Genomic DNA, 23,349 nt, shown 5'->3' on the forward strand with positions numbered 1-23,349 from the left:
TATGTCAGACCGGGTACAGGATAACAGCGCCGTTTTGGTGCATTTCACCCTGAAACTGGAGGATGGCTCAACGGCTGAATCCACGCGCACGCACGGTAAACCGGCATTATTTCGCTTGGGCGATGGCAGTTTATCCGATCAGTTGGAAGAAGAACTGCTTGGATTGCAGGTCGGCGATAAGCACGCCTTTACTTTGCCACCGGAAGCGGCCTTCGGTCTAGAAAGCCCGGATTTAATCCAATACTTTAGCCGCCGTGATTTTGCGCAAACTGGCGTGCCGGATGCTGGCACTATTATGCTGTTTACCGCCCGTGATGGTAGCGAAATGCCAGGCGTGGTGCGTGAAGTGGCTGAAGAGTCCGTCACCGTTGATTTCAATCACCCATTGGCGGGTCAATCCATCAGCTTTGATATTGAAGTTCTGGAGATTGATCCCCAACCGGAGGCGTCTCATGCAAATACTGCTGGCTAATCCACGCGGCTTCTGTGCCGGAGTTGATCGGGCTATCAGCATTGTGGAACGTGCGCTGGAGATGTACGGTGCGCCCATTTATGTTCGCCATGAAGTGGTGCATAACCGTTACGTAGTTGATAGCTTGCGGCAGCGCGGAGCCATCTTCATTGAGGAAATCGCTGAGGTTCCCGATGGTTCCATCCTGATATTTTCAGCACATGGAGTGTCTCAGGCGGTGCGAGCTGAAGCCCGTTCTCGCCAGTTGACGATGTTGTTTGATGCCACCTGCCCATTGGTGACCAAAGTCCATATGGAAGTGGCTCGAGCCAGTCGCAAGGGCAAAGAAGCCATTTTGATTGGACATGCAGGTCATCCAGAAGTGGAAGGCACAATGGGGCAATACAGCAATCCGCAGGGGGGCATGTACCTAGTGGAGTCCCCTGCTGATGTCTGGACGCTCAAAGTCAAAAATGAAGATAATCTGTGCTTTATGACGCAAACCACCTTATCGGTTGATGATACGTCTGAAGTGATTGATGCTCTGAATAAGCGTTTCCCTAAGATTGTTGGTCCACGTAAAGACGATATTTGTTACGCCACCACGAATCGGCAGGAAGCGGTTCGCAATCTGGCGGATGAAGCTGATGTGGTTTTGGTTGTTGGCTCTAAAAACTCATCCAATTCCAATCGGTTGGCGGAGCTGGCTCAACGGATGGGTAAGGCGGCTTATCTCATTGACTCGGCTGATGATATACAGGAATCCTGGCTGAGCCATGTTTCCTGTATCGGTGTGACTGCCGGAGCCTCTGCGCCAGATGTCCTGGTACAGCAGGTGATTAGTCGTTTGCAAGCGTTAGGAGCAGGGCAGTCTATTGAGCTAATCGGCCGGGAAGAAAGTATTGTTTTTGAAGTGCCAAAAGAGCTGCGGGTTGATGTAAAACAGATCGACTAAGTGAACGGAATAGAGTAAAAGCAGCCCAAAAGGCTGCTTTTTTTATGCCGAAAGAAGAGGTATCACTGAAAAAAATCGTAAAATCTTGCCGCCATACATGACGTTTAATTGCATGAATATGCGCAAACAGATGCTGATTAAAGTTCGCTCAATACTGATATAGCAACCGATGATTGAAAAAAGAGGACTTGATAATTCAGCCCCACTAAGCCGTTGGTTTTTGTTAGATTAGTAATTAAGTGCTTTCACTGATAAAAATAGATGGATATCATTTTTTTCTAATACAGCTTAAATAATCTGGCAGACTCAGTATCAGACCGCTAATCTGAACCCGGATCAAGACGGATAAAAAACAATAAGAGGATTTATGACTGATGCAACAATTCGTGTCGCTATCGTCGGTGCTGGTGGCCGCATGGGGCGACAATTGATTCAGGCCATACACCACATCGCTGGCGTGACATTAAGTGCTGCACTGGAACGTAAAGGCTCATCGTTGGTGGGAACGGATGCCGGTGAACTGGCCGGCGTGGGCCGGTTAAATGTTAAAGTTACAGATGATATTGTCGCCGTAATAGACAGTATTGACGTGCTGATTGATTTTACCCGCCCTGAAGGCACGTTGGCGCATTTAGCCCTGTGTCGCCAGCATGGTAAAGCGATGGTTATCGGTACGACGGGCTTTGATGATGCAGGCAAAGCAGCGATTCAAGCCGCTGCCACTGATATTGGCATTGTTTTTGCGGCTAACTTCAGTGTTGGGGTTAACCTGGTTCTGAAGTTGTTGGAGAAAGCGACAAAGGTCATGGGCGATTACGCCGATATTGAGATCATCGAGGCACACCATCGTCATAAAGTCGATGCACCTTCGGGTACGGCGCTGGCAATGGGCGAAGCGATAGCCGAAACGCTAGGACGCGATTTGAAAGACTGTGCGGTATACAGCCGTGAAGGTTATACCGGTGAACGTAAAGAAGGCACCATCGGTTTTGCTACTGTCCGTGCGGGCGATATCGTCGGCGAACATACCGCAATGTTTGCTGATATTGGTGAGCGTGTAGAGATCACTCATAAAGCGACCAGTCGCATGACTTTTGCAAATGGTGCGATTAAATCAGCAATCTGGCTTTCAAATCAGGATAAGGGACTGTTTGATATGCGAGATGTCTTGGGTTTGAACGATCTATAAGAATATAAAATATAATAATTCTATGAATTTATATTTATAAGTCACTGATAGCATGGTGATATTTTATCGCCTTGCTTTATTTTTTTTATTTTAAGCTCTTTGTTTTGTTTTTGATGTTAGTTGTTTATTTATCTGTGTTTTGCCTTTGTTTTTGTCTTTTTATTGATGTTTTTTCTTCGCCATCACCTCGAGTCTCTCTGTAATCCACTTTTATTGCGTTTTTTACACTCAACCCACCTCGCAACCGTTTACTATGTTAACTTATCTTGTGTTTTTACTACTATAAACCCCGTATTTTCATGAGAAGGGTAAAAAACAAAGAAAAAATGCCAGTTTGGCTAGACAAGAGCGCCGCTCATCATTAAAATGCGCCCAATTTGCCAAAAATTGGCTTTGAGGGCGGTTTTTACATTGATTTAGATCGTTAATTCTGAATTAATATGCAGGTAATGTGACTGTTTATTCCCTGGAGGATGTTTTGATTAAGTCAGCGCTATTGGTTCTCGAAGACGGAACCCAATTCTACGGTCGGGCCATCGGGGCAGAAGGTACGGCAGTGGGGGAAGTGGTCTTCAATACGTCGATGACCGGTTATCAAGAAATCCTTACTGACCCTTCCTATTCCCGCCAAATCGTTACTCTTACTTATCCCCATATCGGCAATGTCGGCACCAATGCCGCCGATGAAGAATCCTCCTCAGTACACGCTCAAGGCCTTGTCATCCGCGACCTGCCATTGATTGCCAGCAATTACCGAAATGAAGAAGGCTTATCCGAGTATCTCAAACGCCACAATATCGTGGCGATTGCAGATATCGATACTCGTAAGCTGACACGTTTGCTGCGTGAGAAAGGTGCCCAGAACGGCTGCATTATCGCTGGCAATTTGACGGATGCGGCTGTGGCGTGGGAAAAAGCAAAAGCTTTCCCTGGTCTGAAAGGAATGGATTTGGCGAAAGAAGTGACCACCAGGGAAGCCTACACTTGGCTGCAAGGGAGTTGGACACTGGAAGGTGAGCTACCTGCGGCGAAAAAAGCCGAAGAATTACCCTTCCACGTGGTGGCTTACGATTACGGCGTAAAGCGCAATATTCTGCGTATGCTGGTGGATCGTGGTTGTCGTCTGACGGTGGTTCCTGCACAGACACCAGCGGAAGACGTCTTGAAGCTGAATCCAGATGGTATCTTCCTGTCCAACGGCCCAGGTGACCCAGAGCCATGTGATTATGCCATTACCGCCATCAAGCGTTTCCTTGAAACCGATATCCCAGTGTTTGGTATCTGTCTTGGTCATCAGTTACTGGCGCTCGCCAGTGGTGCGAAAACGGTAAAAATGAAGTTTGGCCACCACGGCGGCAACCATCCGGTAAAAGACCTGGCGGGTAACTGCGTGATGATCACCGCACAAAACCACGGTTTTGCCGTCGATGAAACCTCATTACCTGCAAACTTACGCACTACCCACACCTCATTGTTTGATGGTTCTCTGCAAGGCATTCATCGTACCGATAAGGCAGCATTCAGTTTTCAGGGACATCCTGAAGCTAGCCCGGGGCCGCACGATGCCGCACCGCTGTTTGACCACTTTATCGCGTTGATCGAAGCTTATCGCGCATCATCAGCAAGCACTAACAGCCAGTAATCAGGAGCTAAGACCATGCCAAAACGTACAGATATCAAAAGCATCCTGATTCTCGGTGCTGGCCCGATCGTTATCGGCCAGGCCTGTGAGTTCGACTATTCGGGCGCGCAAGCCTGTAAAGCACTGCGTGAAGAAGGTTATCGGGTCATCTTGGTTAACTCTAACCCGGCGACTATCATGACCGACCCAGAAATGGCCGATGCGACTTACATCGAGCCGATTCACTGGGAAGTAGTTCGCAAAATTATCGAAAAAGAACGTCCAGATGCGGTTTTACCGACCATGGGTGGGCAAACGGCGCTGAACTGTGCTCTGGAACTGGAACGTCACGGCGTGTTGGCCGAGTTTGGTGTGACCATGATTGGGGCTACCGCCGACGCAATTGATAAAGCAGAAGACCGCCGTCGTTTTGATATCGCGATGAAGAAAATTGGTCTGGATACCGCGCGCTCTGGCATTGCCCACAATATGGAGGAAGCGCTGGCGGTGGCGGCTGACGTTGGCTTCCCATGTATTATCCGTCCGTCCTTTACTATGGGCGGTACCGGCGGCGGTATTGCCTACAACCGCGAAGAGTTCGAAGAAATTTGCGAGCGCGGTCTGGATTTGTCACCAACCAAAGAGCTGTTGATTGACGAATCGCTGATCGGTTGGAAAGAGTACGAGATGGAAGTGGTGCGTGATAAAAACGACAACTGCATCATTGTTTGTTCCATTGAAAACTTCGACGCTATGGGGATTCATACCGGTGACTCGATCACCGTTGCACCTGCGCAAACCCTGACCGATAAAGAATATCAAATCATGCGTAACGCCTCGATGGCGGTACTGCGTGAAATCGGCGTAGAAACCGGCGGTTCCAACGTACAGTTCTCGGTTAACCCGAAAACTGGCCGTTTGATTGTGATTGAAATGAACCCGCGCGTATCTCGCTCCTCGGCGCTGGCATCTAAAGCAACCGGCTTCCCGATTGCTAAAATTGCCGCCAAACTGGCGGTGGGTTACACGTTGGATGAACTGACCAATGACATCACGGGTGGCCGTACTCCTGCCTCTTTTGAACCCTCTATTGACTACGTTGTGACCAAGATTCCTCGCTTCAACTTCGAAAAATTTGCTGGGGCCAACGACCGTCTGACCACTCAGATGAAATCTGTGGGTGAAGTGATGGCGATTGGCCGCACTCAGCAAGAATCTTTGCAGAAAGCCCTACGTGGTCTGGAAGTGGGTGCCACCGGTTTTGACCCGAAAGTCAGCCTGGATGACCCGGAAGCATTGACCAAGATTCGCCGCGAATTGAAAGACGCCGGTGCGGAGCGTATCTGGTATATCGCCGATGCTTTCCGCGCAGGTATGTCTGTTGATGGTGTTTTCAATCTGACCAACGTTGATCGCTGGTTCCTGGTGCAGATTGAAGAGCTGGTTCGTTTGGAAGAAAACGTCGCTGAATGCGGTATCAATGGGTTAACCGAAGATTTCCTGCGTCAACTGAAGCGTAAAGGTTTTGCTGATGCTCGCTTGGCTAAATTGGTTGGCGTCGCGGAAAGTGAAGTGCGTAAACTGCGTTACAAATTCAATATGCATCCGGTTTACAAACGTGTAGATACCTGTGCGGCAGAGTTTTCTACCGATACCGCCTACATGTACTCGACCTACGAGGAAGAGTGTGAATCCAACCCAACCAGTGACCGCCCGAAAATTATGGTGCTGGGTGGTGGCCCGAACCGTATCGGCCAAGGCATCGAGTTCGACTACTGCTGCGTCCATGCCTCTCTGGCTCTGCGTGAAGACGGTTACGAAACCATCATGGTTAACTGTAACCCAGAGACGGTCTCAACGGATTACGACACGTCTGACCGCCTGTATTTTGAGTCGGTGACCTTGGAAGACGTACTGGAAATTGTACGTATCGAGAAACCACAGGGCGTAATTGTACAGTACGGTGGGCAAACTCCACTGAAACTGGCGCGTGAATTAGAAGCCGCAGGCGTACCGGTTATCGGTACCAGCCCGGATGCGATTGACCGTGCTGAAGACCGTGAGCGTTTCCAGCAGGCGGTTAACCGTCTGGGTCTGAAACAGCCGGCGAATGCCACCGTTGCGACTATTGAACAAGCGGTAGACAAGGCCGCAGGTCTAGGCTATCCGCTGGTGGTGCGTCCTTCTTATGTGTTGGGCGGGCGTGCGATGGAAATTGTGTATGACGAAGTTGATCTGCGTCGTTACTTCCAGAATGCGGTGAGTGTCTCCAATGATGCACCGGTGCTGCTCGACCGTTTCCTTGACGATGCGGTTGAAGTGGACGTGGATGCGATCTGCGATGGTGAACGTGTGCTGATTGGCGGCATCATGGAGCACATTGAGCAGGCTGGCGTCCACTCCGGTGACTCTGCGTGTTCTCTGCCAGCTTACACCCTGAGCAAAGAAATTCAGGATGTTATGCGTCAGCAAGTTGAGAAACTGGCATTTGAACTGTGCGTTCGCGGTCTGATGAACGTCCAGTTTGCGGTGAAGAACAATGAAGTTTACCTGATTGAAGTTAACCCACGAGCGGCGCGCACCGTGCCTTTCGTATCCAAAGCAACCGGTATGCCGTTGGCTAAAATTGCCGCCCGCGTGATGGTGGGTAAATCGTTAGCTGAACAAGGTATTACTGAAGAAATCATCCCGCCGTACTACTCGGTAAAAGAAGTCGTATTGCCGTTTAACAAATTCCCTGGTGTAGATCCCATTCTTGGACCTGAAATGCGCTCTACCGGTGAAGTAATGGGGGTTGGCCGCACTTTTGCAGAAGCCTTCTCGAAAGCAATGTTGGGCAGTCAGTCTGGGATGAAGAAAAGCGGCCGCGCGTTGTTGTCGGTACGTGAAGGCGATAAAGCTCGGGTGGTTGATTTGGCCGCTAAGCTGTTAAAACAGGGCTTTGAACTAGATGCAACTCACGGTACTGCGGTTGTACTGGGTGAAGCGGGTATCAATCCACGTCTGGTTAATAAGGTGCATGAAGGTCGTCCGCACATTCAGGATCGTATTAAGAATGGAGAATACACTTATATTGTTAATACCACAGCGGGGCGTCAGGCTATTGAAGACTCCAAGCTGATTCGCCGTAGTGCATTGCAGTATAAAGTACACTACGACACTACGTTGAATGGTGGCTTTGCGACAGCGATGGCGCTAAATGCGGATCCAACTGAGCAGGTGATTTCGGTGCAGGAAATGCATGCCAGGATTAAGCAAATGAAAGGCTGATGCCGGAATAACAGAAGGACGATGGTAACATCGCTCAGACTGCTGGCAAACCGCGATCCTGCGATCTCTGGTGGGGAAGAGCGGTAGAAGAGTCAAGCGTCCGCGCCAGGGATGGCGCGGAACGAGCCGACAAGGACGTATTCACGGCGTCTTGACGATCTGCCGGTTTTCACCGCAGCGAGCACTTTGTCATTAACATCGCTCTTTTTTACTTGGCATTCGAAAAATCAGCTTAGCGCGACTTTAATACCCAGGCCAATCAGCAAACCACCTAATACCTTATCCATCCATTTTTGTGCCCTGGCTAAACTGCTACGAACGGGTGCGCTTTGAATCAAAATCACCAATAAAGGCCACCAAACTACTGCCAATGCCAGGATGATCGATGCGTACCACAGTTTTTCGCCGATTCCAGAGTTAATCTGAAGTATCTGAGTGAAAACGGCTAGGAAGAATAAGGTCGCTTTGGGATTCAATAAGTTGCAAAGGTAGCCTTGCAAGAATGCATTCTTCATTTTGATTGTTTGTTGTGATCGATCGCTGAGGCTAATTTTATTTTCCCCTTTTGACAATAATGCCTGAATTCCGACCCACATCAGATAAGCCGCACCAGCGTATTTCAAAAAATTAAATAGCCAAGGTGTTGTGGTAATTACCACTGCCAATCCGGCAACGCAGTAGGACATATGAGTAGCCACGCCACAGATAATGCCCAAAGCCGTCATCATGGCGGCAGAACGACGAAAACGAGCGGCGTTCTTGATTACCAGAAAAAAATCAGGGCCGGGAGAAAGCATGCCTAAGGTAGCGATAGTGGCGACAAATAATGAGGTTTCAAACATCAGCAGTTCCTAAGCGTTTAGCGACGAAAGTAAATAATAACGCGGTACTGGCTTCCTAACACGACCTTAATGGGTAAGATGTTAATCACTCACTTTTCACTCTTTCGACGGATATTGATGCAAAAATGATGAGCCAGGAGACGGTGATATGCCAAGGTATGCCTCACCAGCAGCAGCGGGAGATTACCCGGTTATGTATTAAATGTGCCCTGCTACTGTTACAGCATGGTGCAGAGAGTATGTTGGTGGAACAACTTTCTGCTCGGCTGGGCATCGCGTTGGGAATGGACAGTGTCGAAAGTTCGATCTCGGCGAATGCGGTGGTGTTGACGACGATAAGTCAGGGTATATGCCTGACTTCTACTCGAAAAAACACTGATCGTGGCATCAATATGCAGATGGTGACTGAGGTGCAGCATATTGTTATTTTGGCCGAACACCGGTTGCTGGATGCTCAGGATGTTGCCAAACGTTTTGATCATATCCGCCCACTGCGCTATCCACGTTGGTTGGTTGTCGTGATGGTGGCGCTATCCTGTGGTTGTTTCAGCAAGCTGAATGGTGGTGGCTGGGATGCTTTTGCCATTACGTTCGTTGCCAGTGGGCTGGCGATGTTTGTCCGACAAAGCTTGACCGCCCGCCATATGAATCCGTTGATCAATTTCTGTATTACAGCGTTTGTCGCCACCTCGGCCTCTGGTTTGTTGATGCGTCTACCACAGTTTGAACAGGCTTCCAGCGTTGCAATGGCCGCCAGTGTGTTACTGCTTGTGCCGGGATTTCCACTGATTAATGCGGTGGCCGATATGTTTAAAGGCCATGTCAATACGGGACTTGCGCGCTGGGCTATTGCCAGCCTGCTGACGTTATCAACCTGTATTGGTGTGGTGTTTGCGATGGCATTATGGGGGTTGCGGGGATGGGCATGAGTTTACTATGGGCATTACTGCAAGATATGGTGCTAGCCGCTATTCCAGCCTTAGGATTTGCGATGGTGTTTAACGTGCCGCAGCGCGCATTGCGCTATTGTGCCTTGTTAGGTGCTATCGGCCACGGTTCGCGCATGATAATGATGCATTTGGGCATGAATATCGAACTGGCTTCGTTATTGGCTTCGATAATGATTGGCATCATTGGTATCAGTTGGTCCCGCTGGTTACTTGCTCATCCTAAGGTATTTACGGTGGCTGCGGTTATTCCGATGTTTCCTGGTATTTCAGCCTACACTGCCATGATCTCTGTGGTTGAGATCTCTCATTTGGGATACAGCGAAGCATTGATGTCGACAATGGTGACAAACTTCCTTAAAGCTTCATTTATTGTTGGTGCATTATCGATCGGACTATCCTTGCCTGGGTTATGGCTTTATCGCAAACGTCCTAGCGTATAAGGCTTTTTTTTCATGACTCTCTATCCTGGTATTAAGAGCTATCTTATATGTGCGATTAGCATGATTATCACTATCGACGACCGATAAGGCTTTACGTATAGTGGCAGCAATTTTTCGGGACTGGCTTACTTGGCCTACTAGGGTTTAATAATGATTATCAGCCTGATTGCTGCACTGGCGGCGGATCGCGTTATCGGTATGGAAAATGCCATGCCGTGGCACTTACCGGCTGACTTAGCGTGGTTTAAACGTAACACGCTGAATAAACCGGTGATTATGGGGCGTAAAACGTTTGAATCAATTGGACGTCCGCTTCCAGGACGTTTGAACATTGTGATCAGTAGCCAGCCGGGTGCCGATAGCCGGGTGAGTTGGGCGACGTCAATCGATGAAGCTTTGGCTTTGGCGGGTGAAGTTGAAGAAGTGATGGTGATGGGGGGAGGACACGTCTATAGCCAATTCCTCGATCGTGCGCATCGTATGTATCTCACCCATATTGATGCTGAAGTGGGTGGCGATACTCATTTCCCTGATTATGAGCCTGATGAGTGGGAAACTTCTTTCAGCGAGTTTCATGACGCTGATGAAGCCAACTCTCATAGTTATTGCTTTGAGGTGCTAGAGCGTCGTTAGTCCCTTACGTTATAAAAATGCAGGCTGCTGACAAACCTCGATTCTGCGATCTCTGGTGGGGAAAATAGATAGAAGGGTCAAGCGCCCGCGCTAGGGATGGGGCGGAACGAGCCTACAAGGATGTATTCACGGCGTCTTGACGATCTGCCTGTTTTTACCGCGGAAAACATTTTATCATTAACCTCAATGGAGGCATCAACTGCCTCCGTTTTTATTTTTACAATAACCATTGCCGTTAATTGAATAATTCAGAGTAATCCAATCATTAAGTTAGATAAAGCTAGCCCATGCTTTGATTGATATATTGCTTCTGTTTGTGGATTTTATTTTATAATTTAATTAAACGGAGTGTTCAATGGAAAAGACTGGATTGTTTTTATTACTGACGCTGTCTTTATTTAGTCAATCGGTATCAGCATCAATAAATATGTGTCCAAACCCATCAGATATTGATGAGGCTCAGGGATTGGGGCTTTACTCAACGCCAGACGGAAAATGGCTGGGTGTTTCTCAGGGTATTGAAAATAATGGTGAAGTTAAACAGTTCTTACTGGCGTTATATCACCCTTATAAAAATAATGATCGTGAAATAGGTACTTTGGTTCGTTGCACCTATAAGCTCGATTTTGGCACCATTGATATGTATCTAAAAGATGAAGATGTGATCAATAATCGCGGTTTTTTCGTTTCTATTATAGGCAGTATTTTTTGGCACAAGGTAACATCGCCATTTCATGATGATAAATATGTCTGTTATTCCACAGATGTCAAATATTGTTCTTTTGAACGACTGGGGCATTATCAGATTAAACAATATGAATAAGTGATGGCCACCTCATATTAGTTGATATTCAGGTCTAGTAACAGTTAATTAGCCTTCATGTTCTTGATGATTGTGATGCAGGTATTAATTTTCACGGTTTTGTTATATAAATAATTCTCTGATTTATATTAATCTGATTACATCGATATCTATTTTTTTATTCATGACTATAAAATAATGATGGAAAGGAAAATAATAAAAACTGAATACAGACTGCTTAAAAAATCACGCTGGATAGCAGTTATAGGTCGAAAATTTCGCTGAAATAGGCCTGGCGAGTTTTCTTGGTTACTGGGGTTTCGCCAACGCCATTGGAGGATAGTCACATCAGTCACTTATACCAATATTGTAGTAGCCAGTGTTGAGATCTTTCGGGGTTAGATTGAATTCTTGCTGGGATCTGAATGAAAAATGGCACAAATTGATTCCGTGCCATTTAATCTCGTTAGACAGATTTAGACTGCACGGTTTTTTTGAGCGTTGCCATCCATGCTTTTTTGCTGGAAAGCATGCTGAGTAAAGTAGCGTTTGTCCTCCCAACGTAACATTGTTAACATTCCACCCCAGCAACATCCTGTATCTAGGGCATAAATGCCTTCGGGAGTGCCATTACCCTCTAGCGAAGCCCAATGACCAAATGCAATTGCATAGTCAGCATCAATCTGACGTGGTAAATCAAACCAGGGCTTTAATGGCGCAGGGGCGTTGTCCGGTGTATCTTTACAGATCATATCCAGTTGCCCATTAGGAAAACAGTAGCGCATACGTGTCAGAGCGTTGGTACTGAAACGTAGGCGGGCTAACCCTGACAATTCAGGACTCCAATTATTCGGCATATCACCGTACATGGCATCCAAAAATAATGGGTAGCTATCGCTACTCAGTACTGCCTCCACCTCACGAGCGCAAGTTTGTGCGGTTTCTATATCCCACTGTGGCGTAATTCCGGCATGTGCCATGACCAGCTTGAGCTCTTCATCAACCTGAAGTACTGGCTGGCGGCGTAACCAGTTGATCAGTTCGTCGGCGTCAGGAGACTCCAGCAATGGGGTGATACGATCTTTCGGTTTATTTCGGCTGATGCCCGCAAAGACCGCCAGTAAATGCAGATCGTGATTTCCCAGCACCATGCGAACCGCTGATCCCAAAGAGCGAACATAACGCAAGACATCTAAAGATGCAGGGCCACGGGCAACCAGATCACCGGTTAACCAGAGGGTATCTTGCTGAGGATTAAACTCAACTTGAGCCAGTAAGGCGCGCAGTTCATCTATACAGCCGTGAACGTCACCAATCAGGTAGGTAGACATAATTAATGGAGCCGGATTAATGGATCAGGGTTGGAATAGCTAGGCGGAAAACCGGAATCACCGTGCGGAACGCCTGACCAAGGTGATCGACCATGTGGTAATGACCTTCCATGGTGCCCAGTGGTGTTTCCAGTACCGCACCGCTGGTGTATTGGAACTCATTGCCCGGTAAAATCAGCGGTTGTTCACCAACAACACCTTCGCCTTGAACTTCGGTCCGGCGACCATTGCTGTTGGTGATCAGCCAATAACGACCAAGTAGCTGAACGTTTGAACGCCCAAGATTGCGAATAGTGACGGTATAGGCGAAGACAAAGCGCTCTTCATCCGGTATCGATTGGGTTTCCACATAGATACTCTGCACCTGCACACAAACTCGAGGCTGTTCAATCATTGCAAACTCCTGTTATTCCTGAGGTGTCTGAGCTGAAAGCCAGTTAGCCAGCTTGCAGTACTGCGCCACGGAAATATTCTCTGCCCGCAGTGTCGGATTGACACCTAACTCGGTTAATTGCTCTGGTGTGAATAAATCACCCAAGCTATTGCGCACGGTTTTTCTGCGTTGGTTAAAGGCTTGCGTCGTGATGCGACTCAGCATACGCACATCGCCTACCGGATTCGGCATATTAATATGGGGAATCAGGCGTACCACGGCAGAATCCACTTTAGGTGCTGGGGTGAATGCCGTTGGCGGCACTTCCAGAACCGGAATCACATTACAGTAATACTGAGCCATCACGGTCAGACGGCCGTAAGCCTTACTGTTTGGGCCTGCCACCAGACGGTTGACCACTTCTTTTTGCAGCATAAAGTGCATGTCCAGGATAGCTTGAGTATAGCTGAACAGGTGGAACATTAAGGGGGTCGAAATATTATAAGGCAGGTTACCAAACACTCGCAGTGGCTTACCTGACTGCTCTGCCAATTCAGCGAAGTTAACTTTCATGGCATCTTGTTGATGAATAGTCAGCTTGTCTTTTAACTGCGGATGGCAGGCTAAACGTGCCGCAAGATCGCGATCCAGTTCGATAACGGTCATGTGATCCATACGGGCAGCAACAGGTTCGGTCAATGCACCTAAGCCGGGACCGATTTCAACCACCGCTTCACCCGGCATCGGATGAATGGCGGAAACAATACTATCGATGACAAACTGATCGTTTAAAAAGTTTTGTCCAAAGCGTTTGCGGGCAAAATGCCCTTGGTGGACTCTATTATTCATTGCTGTTATTTATCATTTTAATGGCTAAATTTAATGCCGTTTTGAAGCTGCCTACATCGGCAGTGCCAGTGGCAGCGAGTTCCAAAGCGGTTCCGTGATCCACAGATGTGCGGATAAAAGGCAGGCCAAGGGTAATGTTTACCGCTCGTCCAAAGCCCTGGTATTTTAACACCGGTAGCCCTTGATCGTGATACATGGCTAATACGGCATCGGCATGTTGTAAATATTTCGGTTGAAACAGAGTATCTGCGGGGAGTGGCCCGACAAGATTGACTCCTTGCTGACGTAATTCATCCAGTGCCGGAATAATAATATCCAGCTCTTCGCGGCCCATATGGCCACCTTCACCGGCATGTGGATTTAATCCACAGACATAAATGCAAGGATGAAGAATGCCAAATTTGGTTTTCAAATCATGATCGAGAATCGTGATCACTTCATGCAAATTATCGCGGGTAATGGCGCGAGGAACCTCAAATAGAGGCAAATGCGTCGTGGCTAGCGCAACCCGTAATTCTTCGGTTGCCAGCATCATAACGACTTTTTCACACTGGCTACGTTCGGCAAAGAACTCAGTGTGGCCAATAAATGGCACGCCAGCATCATTGATGATACTTTTCTGTACCGGTCCAGTGATCAGTGCCGAAAACTCACCACGCAGGCATCCATCACACGCCTGGGCCAGTGTTTCAACAACATAGGCGCTATTTTCCCGGCATAAAACACCCGGGGTAACCGTATTTGCCGTAGCAATCGGCAGGATAGTCAAAGTGCCCGCTTGCTGAGGCTGGCCGACGGCATCCGGCTGATACGCCAGCAATTGTAGCGGCAAATCGAGATGTTTGGCTCGCTCAAGCAACAAGGCCGGATCGGCGCACACAACTAACTCAACAGGCCAATCCTGTTGAGCCAGAGTGATAACCAAATCCGGCCCAACCCCGGCGGGTTCGCCGGGGGTAATGACAACGCGATTATTTCTGTGCATCGCTACCATCAAGAATTTTTACGTATGAAGCGGCACGTTGTTCCTGCATCCAGGTCTGTGCTTCTTCCGCAAATTTACGGTTAAACAGCATACGATACGCACGATCTTTCTGAGCAGCGTCCGTTCTGTCTACTTGACGGGTATCCAGCAACTGGATTAAATGCCAACCGAAAGAAGAATGAACTGGCGCACTGATTTCGCCTTTCTTCAGTTTTAGCAAAGCATCGCGGAACGCAGGGTCATAGATATCTGGTGATGCCCAACCCAAATCGCCACCTTGAATTGCCGAGCCTGAATCTTCAGAAAGTCTTTTGGCTTCATCAGCAAAGGTCACTTTACCATTTTTGATATCATTCGCTGCGGCTTGTAATTTTGCACGAGCCTGATCGTCGGTCATAACGACGGAAGGCTTAAGTAAAATATGGCGAGCATGAACTTCGGTCACTGAAATCGATTTATTTTCTCCGCGAATATCATTTACTTTCAGGATATGGAAACCAACGCCTGAACGGATTGGGCCAACAATATCGCCTTTGCTGGTCGTTTTCAGTCTTTCAGCAAACAGTGTTGGCAATTCCTGCAACTTGCCCCAACCCATCTGACCGCCTTTCAGCGCCTGTGAGTCAGCGGAATTGGCAATGGCCAACTTACCGAAATCTGCACCTTTTTTGAGTTCGGCAACTAAATTTTTAGCCAAGTCTTCAGCCGTATCAACCTGCTGTTGAGATGGGTTTTCTGGCAGGGGAATCAAAATATGGCTTAAATTTAATTCGGCATCATCACCGGTTTGAGCGGAAATCTGCTTAGCCAGAGATTCAACTTCCTGCGGTAAAATATTTACCCGGCGGCGAACTTCATTATTACGAACTTCAGAGGTCAGCATTTCTTTACGAATCTGGGCACGATAAGTACTGTAGTTCAGGCCCTCTGCCGCCAAACGGCTACGCATTTGATCGGTTGTCATCCGATTTTGCGCCGCAATATCGGCGATAGCTTTATCCAGCGCTTCGTCCGAAACGGTAATACCCATTTTTTGTGCCATCTGTAATTGGATATTATCCATAATCAGACGCTCAAGAATCTGGTGGCGCAAAGTGGCTTCGTCAGGAATCTGCTGCCCGGCCTGTTGGGCATTGAGTTTCACCGACTGTAGCAAACCATCGACATCACTCTGCAAAACTACGCCGTTATTAACCACGGCGGCGACTTTATCAACTTCTTGTGGTGCTGCGAACGCGGTATTGGCACAAACCACCAATCCGAGAATAAGCGTTCTCCAGTTCTTCATACCTTTTCCATTATGTAATCCGCAGTTGCGGGTTTAAGTTCACTGAATTCAGTGTGTTACTCAGTATCAAAATGCGCTTTGGTAAGGCAGAATACCAGAGCGCAGCATTTGTTGGGTACCCAGACTGTGGTCGCTGCTCAAACCACGTAACTCGACGTTAAACGAGATTTTGTTATCATATTTACTGGTATTGTCCAGCGTGTTCCAGCCGTTGATTTTACGTTCATAGCCCAGATTAACCGCCCAGCAACAGGTATTGTACTGCACGCCGAGTAATTGGCTGGCCGGTTGTCTCGCTTTGGTATCGTAGTAATACGAGCCTACGATAGCCCAGCGATCAGCCAGAGGTAAACTGGCTGTAGCACCTACCTGAGAAATACCGTTCTGGTAGCCAGGGGCTTCAGTATTTATATTAGGCAGCGCCGCTTTAACATATTCAGGGCTAGCGTAACGGTAGTTCAATTGAAATACTGTTTCGGCATTATGGCGATATTCCATCACCGTATTACCCTGAGTCAAACTGCCCAGACGGGTGTCATACTGCGCCCCGCCTCTTAAACCCCATTTATCGGTAATTTTCCAGTAAGTGTCGCCGGCCCATACCAAGCTGCCAGTATCATCACTATTATCGATATTGGTCTGGTTTTTATTCTCATCACCGGTACGGGAACGACTGAAGTAATAGATTTGACCTAAAGAAACGTTAAAACGTTCAACCAGAGCATCATCATAAATACGCGAGGTTAAACCGGTGGCAATCTGGTTGGCGGATGCAATGCGATCCAGACCACTATAAGTACGATCGCGGAATAGCCCACTGTAGTCTGTTTGCAACAGGGTGGTATCGTAAAGGTAGATATCATCTTGGTTACGATAAGGGACGTACAGGTATTGCGCCCGTGGCTCTAAAGTTTGGGTATAATTCTCAGCCCAATCCATTTGACGATCAAATACCATTTTACCGTCGATTTTAAACTGCGGAATGACTCGGTTGACTGAGTCTTTTAAAGCAGGTGCTTGATTACCTTTGTTCGCAGCAGCATAACTGTTGGCAAAACCGGTAGGGATATCTTGCTGGTAATGGGTTGCCAGCAGTTTGGCTTCGGTATTGATACTGGCCCAGCCGTTGGCCAACGGTAGGTTGAGCGCAGGTTCGATGTGGTAACGGTCAGCTTTCGGATTATTCGGGTTAACGCTGGTAAATTTAGCAACCTGCCCATAAACATGCAGATCAAACGGACCAATATCGTTTTTGTAATAATTCAAGTCTAGCTGTGGCTGGGCGCGGTAGGCATTCGCATTACCTGCATCGGTAAATACCTGGAATTGTTTGGATGCCAAGGTGGCATTCCAGTTTTCCTGTGCGTAGCCTACGCTGAAAATCTGCGTGGCATAGCCATCAGTACTGGAGCCATACAAAGAGGTGAAGTCAGAAAAGTAGCGCGGATCACTCACTTTGGTGTAGTCGATATTAAAGCGCCATACCTGATCCATTACACCAGAATGACCCCAGTAGTATAACCAGCGGGCTTTATCATTATTGACGGGATCCAGACTTTTGTATTCCCGATCACTCGGCAGCCAGTCTAGTGCCATCGTACCGGAGCCAGGTGCCAGCAGGTAACGGAATTCGTTCTGGAGTTGGGTGCCCCGTTTTTCCATATAATGCGGCGTAATGGTGGCGTCAAAGTTAGGCGCGATATTCCAATAATACGGCAAGAAAAACTCTAAACCAGTATTTGTCGAATAACGCGCATTCGGAATCAGGAAACCTGAACGACGCTTGTTACCCACCGGAAGTTGCATATACGGGCTATAGAAAATAGGAACTGGGCCGATTTTAAAGCGAGCATTCCAAATTTCAGCCACTTCTTCTTCACGATCGTGGATCACTTCACTGCCCACTACGCTCCAGCTGTTATCGCCAGGCAAGCATGAAGTAAAGGTACCATTTTCTAAAATGGTATAGCGGTTTTGACCACGTTGTTTCATCAAATCCGCGTCACCACGTCCCTGACGGCCAACCATCTGATAGTTACCTTTGTCCATATTGGTATCTTTGGTATTCAGATTCGACCAGGCTTTGGGTCCTTTCAGGATAATCTGTGGGTCATCATAATTGACATCACCGATTGCGGTAACCGTTCGCACAGGCACCGGCTGACCGGACTCCTGGGTTTGATGTAACTGAACCTGGTTCGCGGTCAGGGTACTGTTACCCTGCTCTACAATCACGTTACCGGTGAACACCGCGCTGTCGGGATAATTGGCTTCGGTTTTATCCGCCTGGATATTCACTGGAAGCTGATTGGTATCACCCGTCACTAACGGTTTATCATAGGTTGGAACGCCGAACATACATTGTTCAGCGAGGCCAGCCAGCGATTGTTGGCTATAGAGTGCCGTCCATATCAACGTGGCCAGCAGTGTTGGGAATCTTTTTTTCATACGCGCTTTTGGTGTTCCGTCATCAGGGGCATCGTGTCGGCAAACGGTCTGAGACTATCTTACTCATCAGAGTTGCGCTAGCGTTAAATCCGGCCGTTTACACGTCTCGCCGTTAGGCACAGAGCTAAATGCCGAGTATGATAATGCAAAATTTGACTGACGGCATGGTGAATTGAGGAGTATATGCAGTATTGGGGAAAACTGCTCGGTCTGATATTGGGATTAATGTCCGGTATCGGTTTCTGGGGCGTAGTATTGGGGTTGATCGTCGGTCATATGGTAGATAAGGTACGTACCGTACGGCGACGCGGCTTTTTCGTCGATCAACAAACACGACAATCGCTGTTTTTTCGCACCACTTTTCAGGTTATGGGGCACCTAACCAAAGCTAAAGGACGCGTTACCGAAGTTGATATTCAACTCGCCAGTCAGTTAATGGATCGAATGCAATTGCACGGCGATGCTCGAACGTCGGCGCAGCAAGCTTTCCGCGAGGGGAAGGAAAGTGATTTTCCGCTACGGGCAAAACTACAGGAATTACGTAGTGTTTGTTTCGGTCGTTTTGATCTTATTCGGATGTTTCTGGAAATTCAGTTACAGGCGGCTTTTGCCGATGGTTCACTCCATCCGAATGAACGGCAGGTGCTGTATGTCATTGCTGATGAGCTGGGTATTTCCCGCAGTCAATTTGATCAATTCCTCAGCATGATCGAAGGTGGCCGCCAGTTCGGTGGGCAGGGTGGCTATTCCCAAGGCGGCTACCAGCAGGCACCACAAGGACCAACGTTGGCCGATGCCTGTAAAGTACTGGGAGTGAACTCTGATGATGATGCTGTCGTCATTAAGCGCGCCTACCGCAAACTGATGGGGGAACATCACCCGGATAAATTGGTTGCGAAAGGTTTGCCGCCGGAAATGATGGAAATGGCCAAGCAGAAGGCGCAAGAAATCCAAGCCGCTTACGATTTGATTAAGCGGGAAAAGGGATTTAAATAAGTTTTTATTGTTGATGGAGTGAGCGGGTTCAGTTGTCGTGAGATAAATGATGATCTCATTAGTCATACCGCAACCGATGGGAAGGCCGTTCGGCTTTTACCCGCTGACTCCACTCTTTTTGACCGCGTTCCCGTTCGGGATATTTTGTTTGAAAAATCATTCAAAAATCATTTAAAAATCATTTAAAAATCAGCTTCACTGCGAAAGTGCATTGGTGTGCCAAATTCTGGATGAGTTATGCATAACTCCTGAGCATGTAACTGCAAGCGTGATGCCATCGCTTTGGCTTCTGGATGGGCGTAGAAACCGTCGCCGAGGATAGGGTGACCCATGGCCAGCATATGCACGCGTAATTGGTGTGAGCGACCTGTGATGGGGGAAAGTTTCACCCGGGTGCTACCATCGGCATCGCGGCAGAGTACCTGATATTCGGTTTGCGCCGATTTACCGGTTTCGTAGCATACTTTTTGTTTTGGCCTGTTGGGCCAATCGCAGATTAGTGGCAAATCAATCAGACCTTCGTCTTGCTCTAAATGTCCCCAAACTCGTGCAATATATGACTTTTTAGGCTCGCGTTCACGGAATTGGCGTTTTAACTCTCGCTCTGCGGCTTTAGTCAGTGCTACGACCATGACTCCACTGGTCGCCATATCCAGACGATGGACGGATTCAGCAGTAGGAAAATCTGCCTGAATACGCGTCATGATGCTGTCTTTGTTTTCCGGTGCCCGACCGGGTACCGAAAGTAACCCGCTGGGTTTGTTAACCACCATAATATGCAAATCCTGGTACAGGATATGCAGCCAAGGATCGCGCGGGGGATTATAAGCTTCCATATTCAATCAGTTACCACCTTACCGCAAATTGAGATTTATTGGATATGAGAATGGATCAAAGAGCCGGATGCGATCCGGCTCTTCCTGGTTCAGGTGAATTATTGGTGAGTGACTACCACCAAACGGATCGCATCGAGACGCCATCCAGCCTGACTCAGGTTTTCCATGACCATCTTGCGGTTATGCTCCAGCGTTTCCAGCTCATCATCGCGGATATTTGGGTTGACGGCTTTTAATGCTTCCAAACGAGACAGTTCCGCACTCAGTTTCTCATCGGCTTCACGTGTGGCCGTTTCGATTAGCGCTTGCGCCTGTTCTTCTACCAGTGCTTCCGCCTGTTGCAACATGGTGTGTACTTCTTGCTGCACCGCATTGACCAGCTTACTGGAGGTATGACGGTTGACCGCGTTCAATTGGCGATTGAAACTCTCGAACTCGACCTGAGCGGCAAGGTTGGTACCGTTACGGTCCATTAGCATGCGCACCGGTGTCGGTGGTAGAAAGCGGGTTAATTGTAAATGTTTCGGTGCTTGCGCTTCTACCACATAAACCAATTCAGCCAACAGCGTACCAACTGGTAATGCTTTGTTTTTCAACAGAGAAACAGCACAGCTTCCAGTATCGCCAGACAGAATCAAATCCAAACCGTTACGAATAATCGGGTGTTCCCATGAGACAAACTGCGCATCTTCACGAGACAGCGCTTGATCGCGGTTGAAGGTCACGGTGCAGCCATCCTGCGGTAAGCCAGGGAAATCCGGTACCAACATATGATCTGACGGCGTCAGTACGATCAGGTTATCGCTGCGATCTTCTTGATTGATGCCGACGATATCAAACAGGTTGAGTGCGAAGCTGACCAGATTGATGTCATTGTCCTGATTGGCAATGGCTTCGGCCAGTTCTTGCCCGTGCTCGCCGCCATTGGAGTGCATTTCCAGCAGGCGGTCACGGCCTTGTTCCAACTGTAGTTTCAGTCCGTCGTGCTGTTTACGGCAGTTTTGGATAAATTCATCCAGCCCTTCCTGTTCGGCAGGCGTCGCCAGGTAGCCAATTAATTCCTGATAGGCGCTGTCGTAGATAGTCCTGCCGGTCGGGCATGTGTGCTCAAATGCATCCAGACCTTCGTGATACCAGCGTACTAATACTGCCTGAGCGGTATTTTCCAGGTAAGGCACCATGATCTGAATTTCGCGGTTCTGACCGATACGGTCCAGACGACCAATACGCTGTTCCAGCAAGTCTGGGTTAAACGGCAGATCAAACATCACCAACTGGCAGGCAAACTGGAAGTTACGGCCTTCGGAACCAATTTCGGAACACAGCAGAACCTGCGCCCCGTCTTCTTCAGTGGCAAAATACGCCGCTGCGCGATCGCGTTCGATCAGCGATAAACCTTCATGGAACACGGCGGCACGAATCGCTTCACGCTCGCGCAATACCTGCTCCAATTGCAGAGCGGTTGCGGCTTGAGCACAGATAACCAGCACTTTTTCATCGCGATTGGCGATCAAATAGTTAAGCAGCCATTCGACTCGCGGGTCAAAGTTCCACCAGGTCGCATTTTCCCCTTCAAATTCCTGATAAATCTGCTCTGGGTAAAGCATATCTCTGGCACGGGCTTCCAGCGATTTCTTCGCGCTCATAATACCGGAGACTTTAATGGCCGTTTGATACTGGGTGGGTAGCGGCAGCTTGATTTCATGCAGTACGCGGTGCGGGAAGCCTTTTACGCCGTTCCGGGTGTTACGGAATAGGACTCGGCTGGTACCGTGGCGATCCATCAACATGTTAACCAACTGACGACGGGCAGCCTCGCTGTCTTCACCGTCGCTATTAGCCGCTTTCAGCAACGGTTCGATATCCTGTTCGGCAATCATTTCGCCCAACATATTCAATTTGTCATCAGCCAGACGTTCACCGCCCAGCAACAGGGTGACGGCATCGGCAATCGGACGATATTGCTGCTGTTCGCTGACAAACTCTTCGTAATCGTGGAAACGATCCGGATCCAGCAGGCGTAAGCGGGCAAAGTGGCTCTGTTGACCCAGTTGCTCCGGTGTCGCTGTTAGCAGCAATACGCCGGGGATATTTTCAGCCAGTTGCTCGATAACCTGATATTCACGGCTCGGTGCTTCTTCGCTCCAAGCCAGATGGTGAGCCTCATCCACCACCAACAGATCCCAAGAGGCATCGGCCATCTGCTCCAAACGTTGCTTATTACGGCGGACAAAATCCAGCGAGCAGATAACCAGTTGTTCGGTTTCGAAAGGATTACTGCTGTCTTGCATCGCTTCAGAATAGCGGCTGTCATCAAACAGCGAGAAGCGTAGGTTGAAGCGGCGCAGCATCTCGACCAACCATTGATGTTGCAGGCTTTCCGGTACCACAATCAGCACGCGTTCTGCACGACCAGCCAACAATTGCTGGTGGATAATCATCCCGGCTTCAATGGTTTTACCCAGACCGACTTCATCGGCTAATAATACGCGTGGTGCATGACGTTGACCCACTTCATAGGCAATATGCAACTGATGTGGGATCAGGCTGGCGCGCACGCCACGTAGGCCACTCCACGGCAGTCGGAACTGCTCGCTTTGGTATTTACGAGCGCGGTAGCGCAGGGCGAAACGATCCATGCGATCGATTTGCCCGGCGAATAGCCGATCTTGAGGTTTACTGAAGGTCAGTTTGCTATCCAGTAACACTTCGCGCATTACCACGCCGGTTTCCTCGGTATCCAAACGGGTGCCGATATAGGTAATCAATCCGTTTTCGTGGATAACTTCCTCAACTTTCAGTTGCCAACCTTCGTGGTTACTGATGGTGTCACCGGGGTTAAACATCACGCGGGTGATTGGCGAGTCATTCCTGGCATAAAGGCGGTTTTCACCGGTTGCAGGGAACAGTAAGGTGACCATACGTACGTCGATGGCTACGACAGTACCCAGCCCAAGTTCGCTTTCTGTATCGCTGATCCAGCGTTGACCAAGTGTAAAAGGCATAAATTATCGGCTCGATTTTTGTTGTTTATCTAGGCGGTATGTTTGATAACGTTATGTTAATTCGTTATAAATTTAATTTTTTCGT

The 23,349-nt window shown here is 48.4% G+C and carries 19 protein-coding genes; 10 read left to right on the plus strand and 9 right to left on the minus strand.

The window, feature by feature from the left end; genetic code table 11:
* The first annotated feature begins 1 nt into the window (after position 1).
* The 5 genes from fkpB (at position 2) to carB (ending at position 7,486) form a co-directional block, all read left to right on the plus strand.
* On the plus strand, positions 2-472 hold the full coding sequence (gene fkpB / locus DJ39_RS05765) for an FKBP-type peptidyl-prolyl cis-trans isomerase (protein WP_004721126.1): 471 nt from the start codon (positions 2-4) through the stop codon (positions 470-472).
* Complete coding sequence (gene ispH / locus DJ39_RS05770) at positions 453-1,406, plus strand: 4-hydroxy-3-methylbut-2-enyl diphosphate reductase (RefSeq protein ID WP_038251216.1); 954 nt, start codon at positions 453-455, stop codon at positions 1,404-1,406. The genes fkpB and ispH overlap by 20 nt, the downstream gene beginning before the upstream one ends.
* 367 nt (positions 1,407-1,773) lie before the next feature.
* Entirely contained in the window at positions 1,774-2,595 is an 822-nt protein-coding gene (gene dapB / locus DJ39_RS05775) for a 4-hydroxy-tetrahydrodipicolinate reductase (RefSeq protein ID WP_004721129.1), read from the plus strand.
* Between the two features lie 478 nt (positions 2,596-3,073).
* Positions 3,074-4,237 carry a glutamine-hydrolyzing carbamoyl-phosphate synthase small subunit gene (carA, locus tag DJ39_RS05780; RefSeq protein ID WP_004721131.1) on the plus strand — a complete coding sequence of 388 codons (1,164 nt, stop codon included), beginning with the start codon at positions 3,074-3,076 and terminating at the stop codon, positions 4,235-4,237.
* A 15-nt stretch (positions 4,238-4,252) separates the two neighbouring features.
* The gene (gene carB / locus DJ39_RS05785) at positions 4,253-7,486 is read left to right on the plus strand and encodes a carbamoyl-phosphate synthase large subunit (protein ID WP_004721133.1); all 3,234 of its coding nucleotides are present in this window, start codon (positions 4,253-4,255) and stop codon (positions 7,484-7,486) included.
* A gap of 227 nt (positions 7,487-7,713) precedes the next feature.
* On the opposite strand, the gene DJ39_RS05790 is transcribed toward carB, so the two are convergent.
* The gene (locus DJ39_RS05790; protein WP_004721556.1) at positions 7,714-8,328 is read right to left on the minus strand and encodes a LysE family translocator; all 615 of its coding nucleotides are present in this window, start codon (positions 8,326-8,328) and stop codon (positions 7,714-7,716) included.
* Positions 8,329-8,456: 128 nt separating this feature from the next.
* Between DJ39_RS05790 and DJ39_RS05795 the strand changes: the two genes are divergently transcribed.
* The 4 genes from DJ39_RS05795 to DJ39_RS05810 all read left to right on the plus strand — a co-directional run bounded on the left by DJ39_RS05795 (position 8,457) and on the right by DJ39_RS05810 (position 11,174).
* On the plus strand, positions 8,457-9,257 hold the full coding sequence (locus tag DJ39_RS05795; RefSeq protein WP_038251678.1) for a threonine/serine exporter family protein: 801 nt from the start codon (positions 8,457-8,459) through the stop codon (positions 9,255-9,257).
* Positions 9,254-9,718, plus strand: a complete 465-nt coding sequence (locus DJ39_RS05800) for a threonine/serine exporter (protein ID WP_038240936.1) — start codon at positions 9,254-9,256, stop codon at positions 9,716-9,718. The genes DJ39_RS05795 and DJ39_RS05800 overlap by 4 nt, the downstream gene beginning before the upstream one ends.
* Positions 9,719-9,868: 150 nt before the next feature.
* Positions 9,869-10,351, plus strand: coding sequence for a type 3 dihydrofolate reductase (gene folA / locus DJ39_RS05805; protein ID WP_004721562.1), 483 nt, complete (start codon positions 9,869-9,871; stop codon positions 10,349-10,351).
* A 355-nt stretch (positions 10,352-10,706) separates the two neighbouring features.
* Positions 10,707-11,174, plus strand: coding sequence for a DUF3757 domain-containing protein (locus tag DJ39_RS05810; protein WP_004721563.1), 468 nt, complete (start codon positions 10,707-10,709; stop codon positions 11,172-11,174).
* Positions 11,175-11,629: 455 nt separating this feature from the next.
* Here the strand turns inward: DJ39_RS05810 and apaH are convergent, their stop codons facing one another.
* From apaH to lptD, 6 genes are all read right to left on the minus strand, one after another.
* The gene (gene apaH / locus DJ39_RS05815; protein ID WP_004721565.1) at positions 11,630-12,484 is read right to left on the minus strand and encodes a bis(5'-nucleosyl)-tetraphosphatase (symmetrical) ApaH; all 855 of its coding nucleotides are present in this window, start codon (positions 12,482-12,484) and stop codon (positions 11,630-11,632) included.
* 16 nt (positions 12,485-12,500) lie between these two features.
* Positions 12,501-12,878 (minus strand): Co2+/Mg2+ efflux protein ApaG, encoded by a 378-nt coding sequence (gene apaG, locus DJ39_RS05820; protein ID WP_038240893.1) that lies wholly within the window; start codon positions 12,876-12,878, stop codon positions 12,501-12,503.
* Positions 12,879-12,890: 12 nt separating this feature from the next.
* The gene (gene rsmA / locus DJ39_RS05825; protein WP_038240891.1) at positions 12,891-13,706 is read right to left on the minus strand and encodes a 16S rRNA (adenine(1518)-N(6)/adenine(1519)-N(6))-dimethyltransferase RsmA; all 816 of its coding nucleotides are present in this window, start codon (positions 13,704-13,706) and stop codon (positions 12,891-12,893) included.
* On the minus strand, positions 13,699-14,691 hold the full coding sequence (pdxA, locus tag DJ39_RS05830; RefSeq protein WP_038240935.1) for a 4-hydroxythreonine-4-phosphate dehydrogenase PdxA: 993 nt from the start codon (positions 14,689-14,691) through the stop codon (positions 13,699-13,701). Before pdxA ends, rsmA begins: the two co-directional genes overlap by 8 nt.
* Positions 14,678-15,979 (minus strand): peptidylprolyl isomerase SurA, encoded by a 1,302-nt coding sequence (surA, locus tag DJ39_RS05835; RefSeq protein WP_004721572.1) that lies wholly within the window; start codon positions 15,977-15,979, stop codon positions 14,678-14,680. The genes pdxA and surA overlap by 14 nt, the downstream gene beginning before the upstream one ends.
* Before the next feature lie 66 nt (positions 15,980-16,045).
* Complete coding sequence (gene lptD, locus DJ39_RS05840; RefSeq protein ID WP_004721574.1) at positions 16,046-18,427, minus strand: LPS assembly protein LptD; 2,382 nt, start codon at positions 18,425-18,427, stop codon at positions 16,046-16,048.
* A 183-nt stretch (positions 18,428-18,610) separates the two neighbouring features.
* Here lptD and djlA point away from each other — a divergent pair, with 183 nt between their 5' ends.
* Positions 18,611-19,423 carry a co-chaperone DjlA gene (djlA, locus tag DJ39_RS05845; protein ID WP_004721576.1) on the plus strand — a complete coding sequence of 271 codons (813 nt, stop codon included), beginning with the start codon at positions 18,611-18,613 and terminating at the stop codon, positions 19,421-19,423.
* 182 nt (positions 19,424-19,605) lie between these two features.
* Here the strand turns inward: djlA and rluA are convergent, their stop codons facing one another.
* Together rluA and rapA are read right to left on the minus strand one after the other, a co-directional pair.
* Complete coding sequence (gene rluA / locus DJ39_RS05850) at positions 19,606-20,259, minus strand: bifunctional tRNA pseudouridine(32) synthase/23S rRNA pseudouridine(746) synthase RluA (protein ID WP_004721578.1); 654 nt, start codon at positions 20,257-20,259, stop codon at positions 19,606-19,608.
* Between the two features lie 98 nt (positions 20,260-20,357).
* Complete coding sequence (gene rapA, locus DJ39_RS05855) at positions 20,358-23,264, minus strand: RNA polymerase-associated protein RapA (RefSeq protein WP_004721579.1); 2,907 nt, start codon at positions 23,262-23,264, stop codon at positions 20,358-20,360.
* Between the last annotated feature and the right edge of the window lie 85 nt (positions 23,265-23,349).

Source organism: Yersinia ruckeri ATCC 29473 (assembly GCF_000754815.1).
Classification (GTDB): Bacteria; Pseudomonadota; Gammaproteobacteria; order Enterobacterales; family Enterobacteriaceae; genus Yersinia; species Yersinia ruckeri.

Bases quoted from the DNA above. Each gene is read 5' to 3' on its own strand.
- fkpB (WP_004721126.1), top strand. From the start codon at position 2: ATGTCAGACCGGGTACAGGATAACAGCGCCGTTTTGGTGCATTTCACC.
- ispH (WP_038251216.1), top strand. From the start codon at position 453: ATGCAAATACTGCTGGCTAATCCACGCGGCTTCTGTGCCGGAGTTGAT.
- dapB (WP_004721129.1), top strand. From the start codon at position 1,774: ATGACTGATGCAACAATTCGTGTCGCTATCGTCGGTGCTGGTGGCCGC.
- carB (WP_004721133.1), top strand. From the start codon at position 4,253: ATGCCAAAACGTACAGATATCAAAAGCATCCTGATTCTCGGTGCTGGC.
- DJ39_RS05790 (WP_004721556.1), bottom strand. From the start codon at position 8,328: ATGTTTGAAACCTCATTATTTGTCGCCACTATCGCTACCTTAGGCATG.
- DJ39_RS05795 (WP_038251678.1), top strand. From the start codon at position 8,457: ATGAGCCAGGAGACGGTGATATGCCAAGGTATGCCTCACCAGCAGCAG.
- DJ39_RS05800 (WP_038240936.1), top strand. From the start codon at position 9,254: ATGAGTTTACTATGGGCATTACTGCAAGATATGGTGCTAGCCGCTATT.
- folA (WP_004721562.1), top strand. From the start codon at position 9,869: ATGATTATCAGCCTGATTGCTGCACTGGCGGCGGATCGCGTTATCGGT.
- DJ39_RS05810 (WP_004721563.1), top strand. From the start codon at position 10,707: ATGGAAAAGACTGGATTGTTTTTATTACTGACGCTGTCTTTATTTAGT.
- apaH (WP_004721565.1), bottom strand. From the start codon at position 12,484: ATGTCTACCTACCTGATTGGTGACGTTCACGGCTGTATAGATGAACTG.
- apaG (WP_038240893.1), bottom strand. From the start codon at position 12,878: ATGATTGAACAGCCTCGAGTTTGTGTGCAGGTGCAGAGTATCTATGTG.
- rsmA (WP_038240891.1), bottom strand. From the start codon at position 13,706: ATGAATAATAGAGTCCACCAAGGGCATTTTGCCCGCAAACGCTTTGGA.
- pdxA (WP_038240935.1), bottom strand. From the start codon at position 14,691: ATGCACAGAAATAATCGCGTTGTCATTACCCCCGGCGAACCCGCCGGG.
- surA (WP_004721572.1), bottom strand. From the start codon at position 15,979: ATGAAGAACTGGAGAACGCTTATTCTCGGATTGGTGGTTTGTGCCAAT.
- lptD (WP_004721574.1), bottom strand. From the start codon at position 18,427: ATGAAAAAAAGATTCCCAACACTGCTGGCCACGTTGATATGGACGGCA.
- djlA (WP_004721576.1), top strand. From the start codon at position 18,611: ATGCAGTATTGGGGAAAACTGCTCGGTCTGATATTGGGATTAATGTCC.
- rluA (WP_004721578.1), bottom strand. From the start codon at position 20,259: ATGGAAGCTTATAATCCCCCGCGCGATCCTTGGCTGCATATCCTGTAC.
- rapA (WP_004721579.1), bottom strand. From the start codon at position 23,264: ATGCCTTTTACACTTGGTCAACGCTGGATCAGCGATACAGAAAGCGAA.